Raw genomic sequence first — 16,561 nt, forward strand, 5'->3', positions numbered from 1 at the left:
GTCAGGTCAGGCCGCCCGCCCGGCATCGCCGGCCGCCGACACCGGCGGCGGCAGTAGGGTGCGCCCCGGGTCGGACCGACCCGGGGCGCACCGGCACGTGGGACTAGAGAGCGACCTCACCGCAGAGGTGTACGTGGAGGCCCAGCTCGGCGAACATGGCGGCCTTCACCCGCAGCGCCCGGTCGGCGGTCTCCCGGTCCGGCGCGTACGCGACGTTGACGTGGTTGGCCTTGTGCCGGGCCATCAACTGGTCACGGCCCACCCCGTGCAGGACGGCGTGCATGATCGGCCACTGCGGGTTGGTGGCCTCCAGGCGGCGCCGGGTCTCCTCCTCGGGAAGCTCGACGACGGTCCCCCGACCCAGGTCGACGTGCAGCGCGCCGTCCATGATGAACACCCGCGACCAGACGATCTCGCCCGGCTTGGAGACGCCACTCAACGTGCCGCCACCCAGCGGGAAGAACATCGGCGGCTGCCGCATGCTGTACGACTTGTCGTACCCGCCGTTGTGCGAGGCGGGCACCGAGCCGGAGATCTCGAACACCCAGACGAAGTCCTCGCCGTACCGCTCCCCCCAACGGATGTCGTGCAGGGTCGTCGCCGGGTCGAGGCCCATGGCGGTCCAGATGCGGTTGGTGACCAGGGAGTCGACGGCCACACCCTCGTCGACCTCGTTGAAGTGCGGCAGGGGCGCGCCCGCGTACAGCTCACGGCTGCCGTCGCGGCTGAGCACCGGCGGCCGCTGCACGTTGTTCAGCAGGCCCTCGGCGAGGTCGCTGGCCGGGACGGTGTCCTTCAGGCCCTGCTGGTACTGGATACCGACGGCGTCCAGGCCGAAGTCGTCGGAGATGCGCAGCGCCGCGATGTACATCTTGAACTGGCTCGTGAGCTGGGCGTCGGTGAGCTCGGTGGCCTCGTCCGTGCCGGTGTGGAAGGTCATCCCGGCCTCGTCCAGCCAGCGGCGGACCGCGTGGGCCTCCTCGTCCGACACCCGTGCCATCTCCGCGACGAGCGCGCTCTGGGACAGCCGCTCCTTGTAGATGCCGAGCGGGTTGATCAGCTCGTCGTCGAAGATCGCGTTGTACATGCCCATGCAACCCTCGTCGAAGACGCCGATGATCGCCTTCTCCCTGGCCAGCTGGGTGGCCAGGGCGCGGCCGAGCTCGACCTCGGCATCGTCGGCAAGGGTCGGCAGATCCCGCACGTGGCTGGTGTCGTGGCGCAGCTCGCCGGTCTCCAGCCAGGTCCGCAGCCCCTCGACCGCCCACTCGTCGGTGAAGTCCTTGCTCCACAGCGCGGAGTGCTTCACCCCCGCCTTGGTGAGGCTCGCCGTGAGGTTGAGCAGGCCGACGAGCCCGGGGAACTCACCGCTCCAGTTGGCGACGATGAGGATGGGACCCCGGTGGCTGCGCAGGCCGGCGAGCACGTGGTGGCTGTACTGCCAGACCGCCTCGACCACGATGAGCGGCGCGTCCACGGGAAGCCGCTTGAAGACCTCGATACCGGCCCGCTGGCTGTCGATGAAACCGTGGCCCTTGGCCGCGTCGAACGCGTGGCCGCGCTCCACCTTCCAGCCGAGCGCGTTGACCGCGGTCGCGAGGTCGGTCTCCAGTTGCTGCTGGGTGGGCCAGCAGGTGATGTTGGCGCTGGGCCGGAGATCGCCGCTGGCCACTGTGTAGACGGTGCCGGGCGCGGCCGACGGTGGGTCGGCCAACTGGGGCAGCTGGTAACTGGTCATGGGGCGACTCCTTCGGTGCCTCGGTTGTCGCTGGCCACCGGCGGACCGGCGGCCAGAAGACGGACCTGACGTGCAGCGAGCGCATGCGCGACCCGCTTGGAACTCGTGTACAGCTCGCGATAGAGCCCGTAGAGCTCGTCGTAGTCGGCGGCAAGCTCGCGCCGGGGCGTCCGGATCTCCTTCACGGGGTTCCAGGTTTCGATCGAGACGTCCCACTCCGTTCGCGCGGCGAGGAAGGCGGCTCCGTAGCTCGCGCCGATCGTCTGCGAAGGGATCACCTGGTCGCGCCCGGTGACGTCCGAGACGATCTGGGTCCAGAGCCCGCCCTGGGTGCCGCCGCCGACCGCGACGACGCGTCGGATGTCGCCACCAGCGGCCTCGATCGTCTCGATGTTGTGGCGCACACCCAGGCCGGTCGCCTCGAGCGCCGCTCGGTACAGGTCTCCGCGCGTGTGCGAGACGGTGAGGCCGGCGAGTACGCCGCGCGCGTCCGGATCCAGGATGGGGGTCCGCTCGCCGGCGAAGTAGGGCAACATGAGCAGCCCTCTCGCGCCCGGCCCGGAGGCCTCGGCCAGCCGGAGCAGTTCGGGGTAGTCGGGCGAGCCGAACAGCTCGCGCAGCCATCCGGTGATCGCGCCGGAGGTGGCCAGGCCGCCGGCGAGGTTGCGGGTGCCGGGCAGGGCACCAACGGTTCCCCACAGTGACGGGCTCGTCAGGGCGGACGCGACCGTGTGGACCAGGAACATCGTGGTCCCGTACATCAGCATCAGGTCGCCGACGCCCTGGGCCCCGACGCTGATCGCCTCCGACCAGGCGTCGATGGTGCCCGTGATGACCGGAACACCCGGCGGCAGGCCGGCCTCCGCCGCAGCCTGTGCCGTCACGACCCCGGCCACCTCGCCGGGCCAGCTCAGCGGGGGCAGGACCAGGTCGGGAGCGATCTGCGCGGCCCAGGGCGCATACCAGTGCTCGCTCTCGGTGTCGTAGAGCGGCGTGCACTGGCTCGCCGAGTGCTGGTCGAGCACGTACCGGTCGGTGAGCCGCACGACGAGCCAGGAGCTGGGCATGAAGAGCCGCCGCGCCCGTCCGAAGAGCTCCGGTTCGTTGTCGGCGACCCAGGCGATCTTCGCGCCCGCCGCCTGGCTGGACAGCGCGGAGCCGCACCGGCGCAGGATCTCCGCCTCGCCGAACTGTTCGTTGAGGCGGGCGATCTGGGCGGTGGAGCGGGTGTCGACGCCGTACAGGATGGCCGGACGCAGCGGAACGTTGGCGGCGTCGGTGAGCAGCACGCACGGGCCCATCCCGCTCACCCCGACGGCCACGACCTCCGCGTCACCGGGCGCCAGCAACTCGCGGCTGAGCGAGACGAACTCCTGCCACCAGACGTCGGCGTCCATCTCGACCCAGCCGGGCCGGGGACGGCTCACCTCGTGCGATCGGGTGGCCGAGCGGACGACCCGGCCGGCGGCATCGACGAGGACACCCTTGCTGCTCGAGGTGCCGATGTCGACGCCCATGACGGTCGCAACCTTCATGGCGCCACTGTTTCAGCAATCGATTTCCGAATCAAGAGCGAAGTACCGGCCGGCTTTCCGTGCGCTCGACCGCCGGGCCACGGCCTGGCCGGAGTTTGCGCTGGTAAGAGGGTTCACGGTGACGGCATCGATGACCAGCGACGGCTGAGAAATCGTTAACCCGATTCGCGATTCCCCTGGGCGGTCACCTGCGGCAGATCAGCCGCCTGGCGGCCGGGGGCTCCCGTCGCGCACGCCTAGGCTGAGGTGATGGAGCTCGAATTCGCCGGCGAGATGTGGTTCTGGCGCGGACCGGCACCCTGGCACTTCGTCACCGTTCCGATCGCCGAGTGCCGCGAGTTGGCCGCGACGGCCTCTGCGGTGAGCTACGGCTGGGGCATGATCCCGGTCATCGCCCGCATCGGCACGACCACCTGGGCCACCTCCCTGTTCCCGAAGGACGGGAGTTACCTCGTACCGGTGCGTAGCTCGGTGCGGAAGGCCGAGGGGCTCGAGGTGGGCGAGACGGTGAGCGTACGGCTCAGCGTGGACGTCTGAATCGCTCCGGCCGGGATCGCCGCGTCGTTGTCCTCCGGATGCGTGGAGTGACCACGGCGCACAGAACACGCAACGTCACCACGAGCGCGGCGGTGCACCCACCGCTCCGCGCGCTTTGCTCTGCACCCCTATACGCACCACGCCGCTGAGCTGGGCCTTCTTCACAGGCAGCTAAGCGCGCCCGCCGAACGCTGTGACTTCCGGTGACTGGCGCGTATGCGGGTGCAGAGCAAAGCGTCCGCGGGGTGTGTCCGGAGCGGGTGCCGGCATTGCGCTGAGTGACTCCATCGCCGGCCGGGTGAACACTCTCTGCGCGGGAACGCCATCGGCCCCACGCGCCGGGACGGAACCCGGGCGCGCAGGGCCGAGGACGACGGACGCGTCAGCGGACGCGGACGAAGACCGGGTTCGAGTAGAACCAGAGGTCGTCCCACGGGCTCTCCAGCCCGTCGGCGAGCGGCTCCATCTCGTCGGTGCTGGTGCCACGCACCCGGGCGTACATGTCCTGCTCCACATCGCGCAGGGTGTGCCGGATGACGTACTCGGCACCCTGCCGGCGCCAGTCGCGAGGGCCGAACCGGGCGATGACCTTGGTCGTCGGGTTGGTGTCGGCGTTCACGTCGGCGCTCGGGCCGGTGATGTTGCCGACGATGAGGTCGACCCGCCGGACCTCCGGACGGTCACCGTTGGCGTTTTCGCCGTCCAGCGGCCGGAACCGGATCTCGATCTCGACGTCAGTCCTGTTCCGGCGGCTCAGCGTGATGGTCTCACCCATCTCGGCCTTGCGACCCTGGGAGCCTGCGGTGACGTCGAGGCTGCGGATCAGGTCACCGGTGCCGACCCAGATCCGGCCGTTGCGCAGGCCGTCCATGATGTCGGCGTAGTCCTGCCGGGCCAGCACGTGCGTCTTGCTGTACTCGCCCGGCCAGAAGTCGGAGCCACCGCGCGTCCAGTGCACGTGCGAGTCGGAGGTGGCGGTGATCCACCAGCGCCGCCCCTCACCGAGCAGCGAGTCCCAGAGGCCGCCGACGCGGGCGGTCATCTGATCGAAACCACCGTGGGTCGGGTAGTTGCCGTAGCCGCCGCGATCGCCCCCGTTGAGCGGCCCCGCCTGGTGTCCGGGCGCGCCCTCGAAACCGATGTAGACGTCCGGCGCGACGTTGTTGCCGTTGCGGAACTCCCGGGGGGTGTCCTGGCCGTACACGCCGAGTCCGGGCGCGGACCGGGACGCGTGGTGAGCGATCACGATCGGCTTGAGCGGCATGTTCCGGGCGACCTTGAGGAACTCGATCATCTTGGCCTCGGTGTCGCGGCCCGGGTCGCTGGGGAAGGCGTCGTACTTGGCGAACCGGCTCTCGAGTTCGAAGAGTTGCTTCGCCTCGTCCTCGTGCCGCGGGATCATCAGCGTGTGGTGGTCGAGGGACGGGGCGTCGAACTCCATGCCCCAGAACTGGAGCACCTCCGGCACCAGCTTGCGGGAACGCAGCAGATCCGGGTAGGCCTGCTCCAGGTTCACCTTGGAGTGCGTCGGGCCGCCGTGGTCGGTGCACATCGCCCAGGTCAGGCCGAAGTTCTTGGCCATGATGGCGTTGGTCACGATCGGGTAGACCGCGTCGGCGCCCTTGTGGAACGTGGGCGGGTTGGACGACGTGTCGAACTCGCCGCTGTACTCGGAGTGGACGTGGTGGTCCCCGGCCCGCCACACCCGGCCGCGGGCGTCACCCGGCTTCTTGCCGCGCTCCTCCTCCTCGTCGGCGAAGGCGGCGGTGGCACCCACCACCGGGCTGGCGGCGGCCAGCGTCGCGCCGACGCCGGCGTACTTGACCAACTTCCGCCGCGAGATCCGCGACTGCTCAGCCTGCTTCAGATCCTTGTCGCTCAAAGCGAAGCGCTCCTCAGTCCAGCAGTTGCCTGTGTCGACAGGCAGCCTCGGCAAGCGCTCTGAATACCGGCTGTACAGAGTTCGGGCATCCGGTGAACAGCGACGCGTAGATGCCTGAATCCGGCGGACTGACCAGCCCCGACACGACTCCACCGTGGATGATCGTGTCAGCTCGGGCGGGAGGCGTAACGGGAATGAGGCAGGCCAGGTCGGGCGGTCGACGCCGTCGACGGGCGGAAGCGATCCCCGCCCGTCGACGGCGCTGCCGTCAGAAGGCGCGGTAGCTGAGGTACTTGCCAGCCTCGTAGGTCCGCAGCGTGCCGGTGCTCGTCGCGATCCCGGTGCAGTCGGCGGTCCGGTAGAGCACGACGTCGGTGAAGCCGCTCCAGCCGACGTGGCCCGCCGCGGTCGCCGGCAACGGGGCGCACTCACCGGTCGGCGCGTCGACGTGCGCCACCTCGGTGCCGAAGTCGGCGGTGTAGAAGGTGAGACCGGACGGCGCGGACCCGGCCGCCGAGGCGGGCGAGGCCGCGACGCCGAGCCCGGCGGCCAACATGGCGGACGCCGCCAGGGCAGCCCCGATCCTTGCTCCGTTTCGTCGCATAAGAACCCTCCTGAGCATCGATGGGTGACTCTGGGATCCTCACCCAGTTTGTTTGCGGGAGCAAGTATCTGGATGCTCCTCGCCGCCGAGAGGAAGGACACAATTCCGGCGCGCACAACGGGGTAACGCCGGACCAGCCGGGCACACTCGACTGGGTACGCGGGTGCGACCTGGGACGGAGCGGACGGGAGCCGGTGAAGACCTCGATGGGCGCCGCGGCGGACGACAGCCCGCTCGTCCGGCTCGCGCAGACCGGCGATGCCACGGCGCTCGGTGTGCTGCTCTCCCGGCACGAGGCGCAGATGCGGGCGGTCGCCGTGAGCATGCTCGGTTACGGTCCGGACGCCGAGGACGCGGTACAGGACGCCATGGTGATCGCCCTCAGCCGCATCGGCGAGGTCCGCGACCCCGCGGCGGTCGGCGCCTGGCTGCGGACGGTCGTCCGCAACAACTGCCGGATGGTGCTGCGCGCGGCCCGTCCGCTGCCAGTGGCCGAACCGGAGTGGTTCGCCCTGCCCGCTGACTCGCCCACCCCGGAGCAGGCACTGGACCGGGGTGCACTGCGCGACTGGGTGTGGCACGCGATCGACGCGCTCTCCGAGTCCGACCGGCTGGTCACCCTGCTCCGGTACTTCAGCGACGCCTCCTCGTACGACCAGATCGCGACGCTGGCCGGCTTGCCGGTCGGCACCGTCCGCAGCCGGCTCAACCACGCCCGCCGCAAGCTCGCCGACGGTCTACGCGCGGCGGGCACGGCAGCGCACCCCGACGCGGCGGCGGCGACCGACGCGCGGTGGCGCGAGGGCCGGGACACGCTGGCCGCGGCGATGCGCGGCGACTGGGAACGCGTGGTACGCGACACCTGGTGGCCCGACGCCGAGATGCTCGTGCCGGAGATCGGCGTGCGCGGTGGCCGGGACTTCGCCGTCAAGGGCATGACGAACGACCTGAACGACGGCGTACGCCAGCGCCTGCGCAACGTCGTGGCCAGCCGCGACCTGCTGATCTGGGAGACCGATCTGATCAGCCCGCCGGACGACCCGGAGCACTGCCCGCCGGGTGCCCTCTGGCTCTACGAGCTGAACGAGGGCCGGGTGCGGCGGATGACCCTTTTCCACCCGACTGGCTCCCGGGAGAGCCGCAGCTCGGCGGAGTGAGCCGCGGCGCGGCCGGGTCGCTGGAAAAGATCTCCCGACCGAGCGAACTTTCCGGCCCACCGGCGCATCTGGTTCCCGGCATCAGCGCTCGACACCCGCCTCGGCGCACCGCCGGGCGGGCCAAGCAACGGGAGAGTCATGAATTCCACCAGTTCCGCCAACCTTGCCCCGGGACGGCACGAGTTCGACGTCGACGGCGTCCGGCAGGTCTACCACGTCGCGGGCAGCGGCCCGGTCTGCGTCGCGCACTCCGGCGGCCCCGGCATCGTCTGGGCGTACCTGCGGGCACCGCGCCTCGAGGAGCACTTCACGATGGTGTACGTCGAGCCGGTCGGCACCGGCGCCTCCGGCCGCCTCGAGAGCCGCGACGGCTACCGTCTCGACACCTACGTCCGGTTCCTGGCCGCTGTCGTCGAGCACCTCGGCGAACCGCGGGTGCATCTGCTCGGCCACTCGTACGGTGGTTTCGTCGTCCAGCGGTACGCGCTGGAGCACCCCGAGCGCGTCGCCGGTCTCGCCCTCTACGACACCTCCCCGGTGACCGGCGCCGAGTTCTGGAACGTGGCGATGGAAGGGCTGGCCGCGTACCCGCAGCGGTACCCGGAGAACCCGGAGGCGGCCGCGATCCCGGCCGCCTTCCAGCAGGCCATCAGCGCCACCGACGACGAGACGCTGACCACCGGCCTGCGCGGAGGCCTGCCGGTCTACTTCGCGGACTTCTGGGCTCGCCGGGACGAGTTCGCCCCGTTCGTGGCCGGCGTCCAGGCCTGGGCGGAGCCGGCGTCGGCGCAGGATCCGGTGCCGTTCGACGTGCGGGACCGGCTCGGCGAGATCACCGCGCCGACCGTGGTCATCGTCGGCTCGTACGACTTCATCTGCGGGCCGCGGTGGGCCGAGCAACTGCACGAGGGCATCAAGGGCTCACACCTGGCCGTCCTGGAACAGAGCGGCCACTTCGGGCACATCGAGCAGCCGGAGGAGTTCACGAAGGCCGTGACGGAGCTGCTGCGTCGCTGAGCCACTGGGCGCGTCGCTCCGGCACCCGGGGCGACGCGCCCGCCCGGGAGGGAGGACCTCCCTCACGCCCGGCGCGAGCGCGCTGCCCGGCCCGTACGCGGACTGGGCCGCCGGACGGGACGCCGCCTCGCTGAGCCTGGACTTCAAGCCGTACAACCTCGACTCCCTCACCCTCGACGGCAGGCCCGTGCGCGGCAGCGTCTCCGCGGAGGAGAAGCTCGTGGTGCAGGCTCCGATCACGACGGATCAGCAGTTCCTGCCGATGTTGAAGCGCACGCCGAGCTACCTCACCTGGCTGGAGGAGAAGTTCGGCTCGTACCCGTTCGACTCCGCCGGCGTGGTCCTGGCCGATTCGGCCTCGGCGATGGAGACCCAGCAGATGGTCACCCTCGGCAACATCTTCCCGATCTTCGGTGACGGCCGCTTCGACCGCACCGTCCTGCACGAACTCGCCCGCCACTGGTTCGGCGACGCGGTCACCCCCACCGGCTGGAACGCCTTCTGGGTCAGCGAGGGCTGGGCCCTCTACGCCGAGAAGCTCTAAGCGAAGGAGTGGAACAACGTCAGCGACGCCGAGTTCGTCCGCGGCAGCCGGGAGATCGACGCGCAGCTGCGCGGGGAGTTCGGGCCGCGTACGTCAACCGGGTGACGGGCCACGACTTCACCTCGCTCATCGACGCGCCCCCGGAGACCGGCCCGCTGACGTCCTGACCGGCACAGGACCCGGGTGGACCGGCGGGCACCGGTCCACCCGGAGTGTCGTCCGGGCGCCCGCTCAGCCGACCCGGGACGGCGCGAACACCACGTCGGCCGTGTCCACCGTGCCGGCGCTGCGGCCGGGCGCGCTCTGGAACTTCCAGTAGAGGTTGGTGTGCGCGATCACCTGGGCCGGCGGGGGAGCGCCGTAAGCGCTGAGGTCGTCCGTGGTGTGCGCGTCGGCGACCAGGGTCACGTCGTAGCCGCGGACGAAGGCCCCGTGCAAGGTCGAGCGAATGCACGCGTCGGTCGATGCGCCCGTGATCAGCACCCGCCCCACGCCACGCTCGGCGAGCAACGCCTCCAGGTCGGTGGCCTCGAACGAGTCGCCGTAGTTCTTGTGGACCAGCGGCTCTCCCTCGCGCTGGACCAGCTCCGGGACGTACTGCCAGCTCTCGCTGCCCCGCACGAGCTGCTCGTCGGCGTGCTGCACCCAGATGACCGGCACGTCCTGCGCGCGGGCCCGATCGAGCAGGACGTTGATGTTGGAGATGACGCCGTCGCGGTCGTGCGCGTTGGCCACCACCCCGTTCTGCACGTCGATGACGAGCAGGGCGGTGTGCGGCCGGTCGGGGAGGGTGGTCATGACAGCTCCTGGTTCGCCTCCCGAATCCGGGAATCGGATCCGGTGGATGGGTACCGTGCCGCTCCACCCTAGGCTCGACCGCCGACAGAAACGGCGTCCGCCGATGGCCTCCTGGTCCGTTTTGCCTGCTCTGGGTGGGGGTAGGGCGTACAGGCCCGCTCCAAACAGCTCCTGGAGGAAGCGTCCAGATGGATTCCAGCAAACCAGCCAAGGCGGTCCGCGATGCCGTCGAGGCCGCCGCCGAGAAGGTGGCCGACGTGCTGACTCCCGACCTGCCCGGTGCGCCGGGCAGCGCCGCGCCGACCGTCGACGAGCCGACGGCGCCGCACGACCCGTTGCCGCCGAAGAAGGATCAGGGTGCGCCGCAGACCCGCACGCCCACCGGCGCGCGGACCGGCGCGCCGCCGACCGCGTACGGCCAGCAGGGCGCCTACCTGACCAGCGCGCAGGGGGCCCGGCTGCGCGATACGGACCACTCCCTGAAGGCCGGCCCGCGCGGCCCGGTCCTGCTCCAGGACCACCATCTGCGCGAGAAGATCACGCATTTCGACCACGAGCGCATTCCCGAGCGCGTCGTGCACGCGCGGGGCGCCGGGGCGCACGGTGTGTTCACCGGATACGGCACCGCCGACGGGATCACGAAGGCGGCCTTCCTCAGCAAGGGCCGGGAGACCCAGGTCTTCGTACGCTTCTCCACCGTGCTCGGGTCGCGCGGCTCGGCCGACACGGTCCGCGACACGCGTGGCTTCGCCACGAAGTTCTACACCGACGAGGGCACGTTCGACCTCGTCGCCAACAACATCCCGGTCTTCTTCATCCAGGACGCGATCAAGTTCCCCGACATCATCCACGCCGGCAAGCCGCACCCTGACCGGGAGATTCCGCAGGCCCAGAGCGCGCACGACACCTTCTGGGACTTCGTCTCCCTGCACACCGAGGCGCAGCACCACACCATCTGGAACATGTCCGACCGGGGCATCCCCCGCTCCTACCGGATGATGGAGGGCTTCGGCGTACACACGTTCCGGCTGGTCAACGCCGCCGGCGAGACGGCGCTGGTGAAGTTCCACTGGAAGCCCAAGCTGGGCGTGCACTCCCTGACCTGGGAGGAGGCGCAGCTGCTGGGCGGTGTGGACCCGGACTTCCACCGCCGGGACCTGTACGACGCCATCGAGGCGGGCGCGTTCCCCGAATGGGAACTCGGCCTCCAGGTCTTCCCCGACACCCCCGAGGAGACCTTCGCCGGGATCGACCTGCTCGATCCGACGACGATCGTGCCGGAGGAGCTGGCCCCGGTGCAGGCGGTCGGGCGGCTGGTCCTCAACCGGACGCCGACGAACTTCTTCGCCGAGGTCGAGCAGGTCGCCTTCCACGTGGGCCACCTGCCGCCGGGGATCGACGTCACGAACGATCCGTTGTTGCAGGGCAGGCTCTTCTCGTACGTCGACACGCAGCTCACCCGGCTGGGCGGCCCGAACTTCGCCCAGATCCCGGTCAACCGCCCGCACGCCCCGGTCAACGACATGCAGCGCGACGGCTTCCACCAACACGCCGTCCATGCCGGGGTGGCCCCGTACCGGCCGAACTCGCTCGACGGTGGCAACCCCTCTCCGGCGGGGGACGACGAGAACGCGTTCGTCGACGTGCCGGTCACGGTGGCGGAGGCCCCGAAGGTACGCGCGAACCCGGTCTCCTTCGACGACCACTTCAGCCAGGCACGCCTGTTCTGGCTGAGCATGTCACCGGTGGAGAAGGAGCACATCGTCCGCGCGTACGCGTTCGAACTCGGCAAGTGCTTCCACCAGGCGATCCGGGAACGGCAGTTGCAGTGTCTCGCCAACATCGACCCCGTGTTGTGCGCGCAGGTCGCCGCCGGGCTGGGGCTGCCGGCGCCGGAGCCGACCGTGCCGCTCGCCGACGTCGCGCCGAGTCCCGCCCTGTCGCAGCTGGGCCGGGAGTGGCCGGGCGACGGCCGCGTGGTGGGGATCGTCGTCGACCCAGACGGCGATCTCGACGGCCTGTCCGAGGTACGCCGGGCCGTGCTCGGCGCGGGCATGGTGCCCCTGCTCATCGCCCCGCACGGCGGTGTGGTCGGCGACCTTCCGGTCCAGCGGACCTTCGCCACCGCCCGGTCGGTCGAGTTCGACGCGTTGCTGCTGGCCGGTGCCCCGGCTCCCGCGCCGGACGCGCTGCCTGCCCGCGACGGCAAGGCCGGCGCGGCCGGGTCGGCGACCGTGGATCCGCGGGTGCTGCTCCTGGTCGAGGAGGTCTGGCGGCACGCCAAGGCGGTCGGCGCGTGGGGGCCCGCTGTGATCGTCCTGGAGCGGGCCGGTGTGACGGGGACACCTGGCGTGGTGACCGTCGAGTCCGGCGTCGAGGCGTTCGGCGCGGTGCGGCGGCTGATGACCGCGCACCGGGTGTGGGAGCGGTTCCCGGCCTCGGTCCGCTGACCCGGCGGCCGGGGCGAGGGGCCGTTCCTCCGACGGGAGGAACGGCCCCTCGTCGGTCCCGGCGCAGCGTACGATTCGGCGGGTGACCAGCGATCCCGCCTTCGCGCAGCACCTGCGCGACCTCGCGCTGCTTCGCCGTGTCCGTGACCGGATCGATCGGGAGTACGCGCAGCCACTGAACGTCGAGGCGCTCGCGCGCGGGGTGAACATGTCGGCCGGGCACCTCAGCCGCCAGTTCCGGAACGCCTACGGTGAGTCGCCGTACTCGTACCTGATGACCCGGCGGATCGAGCGTGCCATGGCGCTGCTGCGTCGTGGCGACCTCAGCGTCACGGACGTCTGTTTCGCGGTCGGCTGCTCGTCGCTGGGCACCTTCAGCACCCGCTTCACGGAGTTGGTCGGGGTGCCGCCGAGCACCTATCGCGCCCAGGCCGCCTCCGCTGCGGCGGAGATGCCGTCGTGCATGTCGAAACAGGTGACCAGACCGATCAGGATTCGAGAAGCGCGGGTCAGCGGGACGCAACTAGCCTGACCGCCATGGACATCACCATTCACTACGCCTTCCTCCCGCAGACCGATCCGGACGCCGCGCTGGCCTTCTATCGCGACACCCTCGGCTTCGAGGTCCGCAACGACGTCGGATACGGGGGGATGCGCTGGATCACCGTCGGCCCGGTCAAGCAGCCGGGCACCTCGATCGTCCTGCACCCCCCGGCCGCCGATCCCGGCATCACCGACGACGAGCGACGGACCATCCTCGAACTGATCGCCAAGGGCAGCTACGGCGCCGTGACGCTGGCCAGCGACGATCTCGACGAGGTGTTCGAGCGGCTGGTGGCCAGTGGCGCGGAGGTCGTCCAGGAGCCGACCGAGCAGCCGTACGGTGTTCGCGATTGCGCCTTCCGCGATCCGACCGGCAACCTGATCCGTATCAACGCAGCACGCTGAGTTCTCCGGGCGCTCGCGGTCGCCCTGCCGGGAGCGGCCAGGGCCGTGGCGCGACCGCCCCGGCATAGGAAGACCAGACATACTGCTCGAAGCCGCAAAGATTGATTGGGCGACGTCGACGGGGACCGCAGCGACCGCCTCGCCCGACAGAGGGAGATCCGATGAGCAAGGCCACGCGGACGAACGCCCACTCGCCTGCGCCGCACGCCGCCGACCGCCACGAGGTGATCCGCGTGCAGGGTGCCCGCGAGAACAACCTCAAGGACGTCAACGTCGAGATCCCGAAGCGCCGGCTGACGGTGTTCACCGGCGTCTCCGGTTCGGGCAAGAGCTCCCTGGTGTTCGGCACGATCGCCGCCGAGTCACAGCGGATGATCAACGAGACGTACAGCGCGTTCGTGCAGGGCTTCATGCCGACGCTGTCCCGGCCTGAGGTCGACGTCCTGGAGGGACTGACGACGGCGATCATCGTCGACCAGGAGCGGATGGGCGCCAATCCCCGCTCCACGGTCGGCACCGCCACCGACGCCAACGCGATGCTGCGCATCCTCTTCAGCAGGCTCGGGCGGCCGCACATCGGCTCACCGAACGCGTACTCCTTCAACGTGCCCTCGGTGAAGGCCAGCGGCGCGATCACCGTCGAGCGCGGCGCCGGGCGGACGAAGACCGAGCGGGCGACCTTCAACCGGCTCGGCGGCATGTGTCCGCGCTGCGAGGGCATGGGTTCGGTCAACGACATCGACCTGACCCAGCTGTACGACGACAGCAAGTCGCTCAACGAGGGCGCCCTCACCATCCCCGGCTACAGCATGGAGGGCTGGTTCGGCCGCATCTTCCGTGGCTGCGGCTACTTCGACCCGGACAAGCCGATCCGCAGGTACACCAAGAAGGAGCTCCACGACCTGCTGTACCGGGAGCCGACCAAGATCAAGGTCGACGGGATCAACCTGACGTACGCGGGATTGATCCCGCAGATCCAGAAGTCGTTCCTGTCCAAGGACGTCGACGCGCTTCAGCCACACATCCGCGCCTTCGTGGAGCGGGCGGTGACGTTCACGACCTGCCCCGAGTGCGACGGCACCCGGCTGAGCAAGGAGGCCCGTTCGTCGAAGATCAAGGGCAAGAGCATCGCCGACGTCTGCGCGATGCAGATCAGCGACCTGGCCTCCTGGATCCGGGACCTCGACGAGCCATCGGTCGCCCCGCTGCTCACCGGGCTGCAACACCTCTTCGACTCGTTCGAGGAGATCGGCCTGGGGTATCTCTCGCTCGACCGGCCGGCCGGCACCCTGTCCGGTGGCGAGGCACAGCGGACCAAGATGATCCGGCACCTCGGCTCGTCGCTCACCGACGTGACCTACGTCTTCGACGAACCTACGATCGGCCTGCACCCGCACGACATCCAGCGGATGAACAATCTGCTGCTGCGGCTGCGCGACAAGGGCAACACCGTGCTGGTGGTGGAGCACAAGCCGGAGACGATCGCGATCGGCGACCACGTCGTCGACCTCGGGCCCGGCGCCGGCACGGGCGGCGGCGAGGTGGTGTTCGAGGGCACCGTCGACGGGCTGCGGGCCAGCGGCACGCTCACCGGGCAACATCTCGACGACCGGGCCGCCTTGAAGCCGTCGGTGCGGAAGCCGACCGGAGTCCTGTCGGTACGCGGCGCCGACACCCACAACCTGCGGGACGTCGACGTCGACATCCCCCTCGGCGTGCTGGTCGTCGTCACCGGCGTGGCGGGCTCGGGCAAGAGTTCACTGATCCACGGTTCGGTGTCCGGACGGGACGGGGTGGTCTCGGTCGACCAGACCGGGATCCGTGGCTCGCGGCGGAGCAACCCGGCGACCTACACGGGACTGCTCGACCCGATCCGCAAGGCGTTCGCGAAGGCCAACGGGGTGAAGCCGGCGCTGTTCAGTCCCAACTCCGAGGGCGCCTGCCCCACCTGCAACGGCGCCGGTGTCATCTACACGGACCTGGGCATGATGGCCGGGGTCGCCACCACCTGCGAGGAGTGCGAGGGCAGGCGGTTCCAGGCGTCGGTGCTGGAGTACCACCTCGGCGGCCGCGACATCAGCGAGGTGCTCGCGATGTCGGTGACCGAGGCCGAGGAGTTCTTCGGCGTCGGCGAGGCCCGCACGCCGGCCGCGCACGCCATCCTCGACCGGCTCGCCGACGTGGGGCTCGGTTACCTCACCCTCGGGCAGCCGCTCACCACGCTCTCCGGCGGCGAGCGGCAGCGGCTCAAGCTGGCCACCCACATGGCCGAGAAGGGCGGTGTCTACGTCCTCGACGAGCCGACCACCGGGCTGCACCTCGCCGACGTCGAGCAGCTGCTCGGCCTGCTCGACCGGCTCGTCGACTCCGGCAAGTCGGTCATCGTCATCGAGCACCACCAGGCGGTCATGGCCCACGCCGACTGGCTCATCGACCTCGGCCCCGGCGCCGGCCACGACGGCGGCCGGATCGTCTTCGAGGGCACTCCCGCCGACCTCGTCGCCGCCCGCTCCACCCTCACCGGCGAGCACCTCGCCGCCTACGTCGGCGCCTGATCGAGCACCGCGAGGGCCTCGGCCCGGGTCGCACCTGACCCGGGCCGTTGCAGGCTCGGCGCAGGTCCGACAGCATCTCGGCTTCGATGCGGATCGACCCCGAGGTGTCACCGGCAGCGCCGGCCACGGCTGGCGGAGGCAGGGCGACGCGGGCCCACCGCCGGCCGTCTCGGACCCCCAGGCGAGGCTGATAGAATGTGAACGTGGGACTGATTGAGGTAGACAGAGCCTAGCCACCGAACTGCCGGTGGCTTTCACTCGTGTGGGCACCGCCCGCGCCAGTGAACGATCGTTTTCCACGCACCCACGCGTGAGTCCGCCCTTCTCGGGCGTTGACACCGCCGCGTGCGTCTCGCCGGCACGTTCGCATCGTACCGATCCTGGTCCCGGGTACATGACTGCGAACGCGCGACTTCGACCTGCCAGGTACGCAACCACCTCCTGCCCGACATCCGGGTAGCGGCGCCTCGCCGCAGGACGGTGGCGCCTCGGCATCCCGTCGATTCTCTCGCCGCATCGGCACCCGGCTCCGTGGTCGGTCGTTCCGCCAGATCCGTCTGGCTTCGCCACCCATCCACGGAAGGGCATTGCCATGCAGCATCGCACCTCGCGCTCCCGCGCCCGTCACCGTCGCGCGCACTGGAAGGCCAGCGCGCCGGCACTCACCACCTGCACGAATCCCGCCTGCGGTAAGCCCACGCCTCCGCACCGCGCCTGCCAGCACTGCGGCTCCTATCGGGGACGTGAGGTCTTGCCCCCCACGGGCAGTGACACGTGAGCACCGTCCTGACAACAC

General features: G+C 70.3%; 14 protein-coding genes. 9 read left to right on the top strand and 5 right to left on the bottom strand.

Annotation, left to right across the window (positions count from 1 at the left end):
- Positions 1 to 103 precede the first annotated feature (103 nt).
- On the bottom strand, positions 104 to 1,738 hold the full coding sequence (locus AB0F98_RS01045; protein WP_357726697.1) for a fucose isomerase: 1,635 nt from the start codon (positions 1,736 to 1,738) through the stop codon (positions 104 to 106).
- Positions 1,735 to 3,273, bottom strand: coding sequence for an FGGY-family carbohydrate kinase (locus AB0F98_RS01050; RefSeq protein WP_357726700.1), 1,539 nt, complete (start codon positions 3,271 to 3,273; stop codon positions 1,735 to 1,737). Before AB0F98_RS01050 ends, AB0F98_RS01045 begins: the two co-directional genes overlap by 4 nt.
- Before the next feature lie 249 nt (positions 3,274 to 3,522).
- On the opposite strand from AB0F98_RS01050, the gene AB0F98_RS01055 reads away from it, so the two are divergent.
- Positions 3,523 to 3,810, top strand: a complete 288-nt coding sequence (locus AB0F98_RS01055; protein WP_357726703.1) for a DUF1905 domain-containing protein — start codon at positions 3,523 to 3,525, stop codon at positions 3,808 to 3,810.
- Between the two features lie 382 nt (positions 3,811 to 4,192).
- Here the strand turns inward: AB0F98_RS01055 and AB0F98_RS01060 are convergent, their stop codons facing one another.
- Both AB0F98_RS01060 and AB0F98_RS01065 read right to left on the bottom strand, forming a co-directional pair.
- On the bottom strand, positions 4,193 to 5,692 hold the full coding sequence (locus tag AB0F98_RS01060; RefSeq protein ID WP_357726706.1) for a phosphoesterase: 1,500 nt from the start codon (positions 5,690 to 5,692) through the stop codon (positions 4,193 to 4,195).
- A gap of 268 nt (positions 5,693 to 5,960) precedes the next feature.
- Entirely contained in the window at positions 5,961 to 6,296 is a 336-nt protein-coding gene (locus AB0F98_RS01065) for a hypothetical protein (RefSeq protein ID WP_357726709.1), read from the bottom strand.
- A gap of 194 nt (positions 6,297 to 6,490) precedes the next feature.
- Between AB0F98_RS01065 and AB0F98_RS01070 the strand changes: the two genes are divergently transcribed.
- The 3 genes from AB0F98_RS01070 (at position 6,491) to AB0F98_RS01080 (ending at position 9,014) form a co-directional block, all read left to right on the top strand.
- Complete coding sequence (locus AB0F98_RS01070; protein ID WP_357726712.1) at positions 6,491 to 7,453, top strand: sigma-70 family RNA polymerase sigma factor; 963 nt, start codon at positions 6,491 to 6,493, stop codon at positions 7,451 to 7,453.
- Between the two features lie 138 nt (positions 7,454 to 7,591).
- Positions 7,592 to 8,470 (top strand): alpha/beta hydrolase, encoded by an 879-nt coding sequence (locus AB0F98_RS01075; protein ID WP_357726715.1) that lies wholly within the window; start codon positions 7,592 to 7,594, stop codon positions 8,468 to 8,470.
- A gap of 220 nt (positions 8,471 to 8,690) precedes the next feature.
- The gene (locus AB0F98_RS01080; RefSeq protein WP_357726718.1) at positions 8,691 to 9,014 is read left to right on the top strand and encodes a M1 family aminopeptidase; all 324 of its coding nucleotides are present in this window, start codon (positions 8,691 to 8,693) and stop codon (positions 9,012 to 9,014) included.
- Positions 9,015 to 9,245: 231 nt separating this feature from the next.
- Here AB0F98_RS01080 and AB0F98_RS01085 read toward each other — a convergent pair whose 3' ends face one another.
- Complete coding sequence (locus AB0F98_RS01085) at positions 9,246 to 9,812, bottom strand: cysteine hydrolase family protein (protein ID WP_357726721.1); 567 nt, start codon at positions 9,810 to 9,812, stop codon at positions 9,246 to 9,248.
- A gap of 188 nt (positions 9,813 to 10,000) precedes the next feature.
- On the opposite strand from AB0F98_RS01085, the gene AB0F98_RS01090 reads away from it, so the two are divergent.
- The 5 genes from AB0F98_RS01090 (at position 10,001) to rpmF (ending at position 16,543) form a co-directional block, all read left to right on the top strand.
- A complete protein-coding gene (locus tag AB0F98_RS01090) occupies positions 10,001 to 12,262 on the top strand; it encodes a catalase (RefSeq protein ID WP_357726724.1) in 2,262 nt (753 codons plus the stop codon).
- 82 nt (positions 12,263 to 12,344) lie between these two features.
- Positions 12,345 to 12,794: a helix-turn-helix transcriptional regulator gene (locus AB0F98_RS01095; RefSeq protein ID WP_357726727.1), complete on the top strand. Its 450-nt coding sequence runs from the start codon at positions 12,345 to 12,347 to the stop codon at positions 12,792 to 12,794.
- 5 nt (positions 12,795 to 12,799) lie between these two features.
- Positions 12,800 to 13,210 (top strand): VOC family protein, encoded by a 411-nt coding sequence (locus AB0F98_RS01100; protein ID WP_357726730.1) that lies wholly within the window; start codon positions 12,800 to 12,802, stop codon positions 13,208 to 13,210.
- 161 nt (positions 13,211 to 13,371) lie between these two features.
- Positions 13,372 to 15,765, top strand: coding sequence for an excinuclease ABC subunit UvrA (locus AB0F98_RS01105; RefSeq protein ID WP_357726733.1), 2,394 nt, complete (start codon positions 13,372 to 13,374; stop codon positions 15,763 to 15,765).
- A gap of 592 nt (positions 15,766 to 16,357) precedes the next feature.
- Positions 16,358 to 16,543 carry a 50S ribosomal protein L32 gene (rpmF, locus tag AB0F98_RS01110; protein WP_357726736.1) on the top strand — a complete coding sequence of 62 codons (186 nt, stop codon included), beginning with the start codon at positions 16,358 to 16,360 and terminating at the stop codon, positions 16,541 to 16,543.
- Positions 16,544 to 16,561 lie beyond the last annotated feature (18 nt).

It is taken from the genome of Micromonospora sp. NPDC023737 (assembly GCF_040639715.1).
In the GTDB taxonomy this organism is placed as follows: domain Bacteria; phylum Actinomycetota; class Actinomycetes; order Mycobacteriales; family Micromonosporaceae; genus Micromonospora.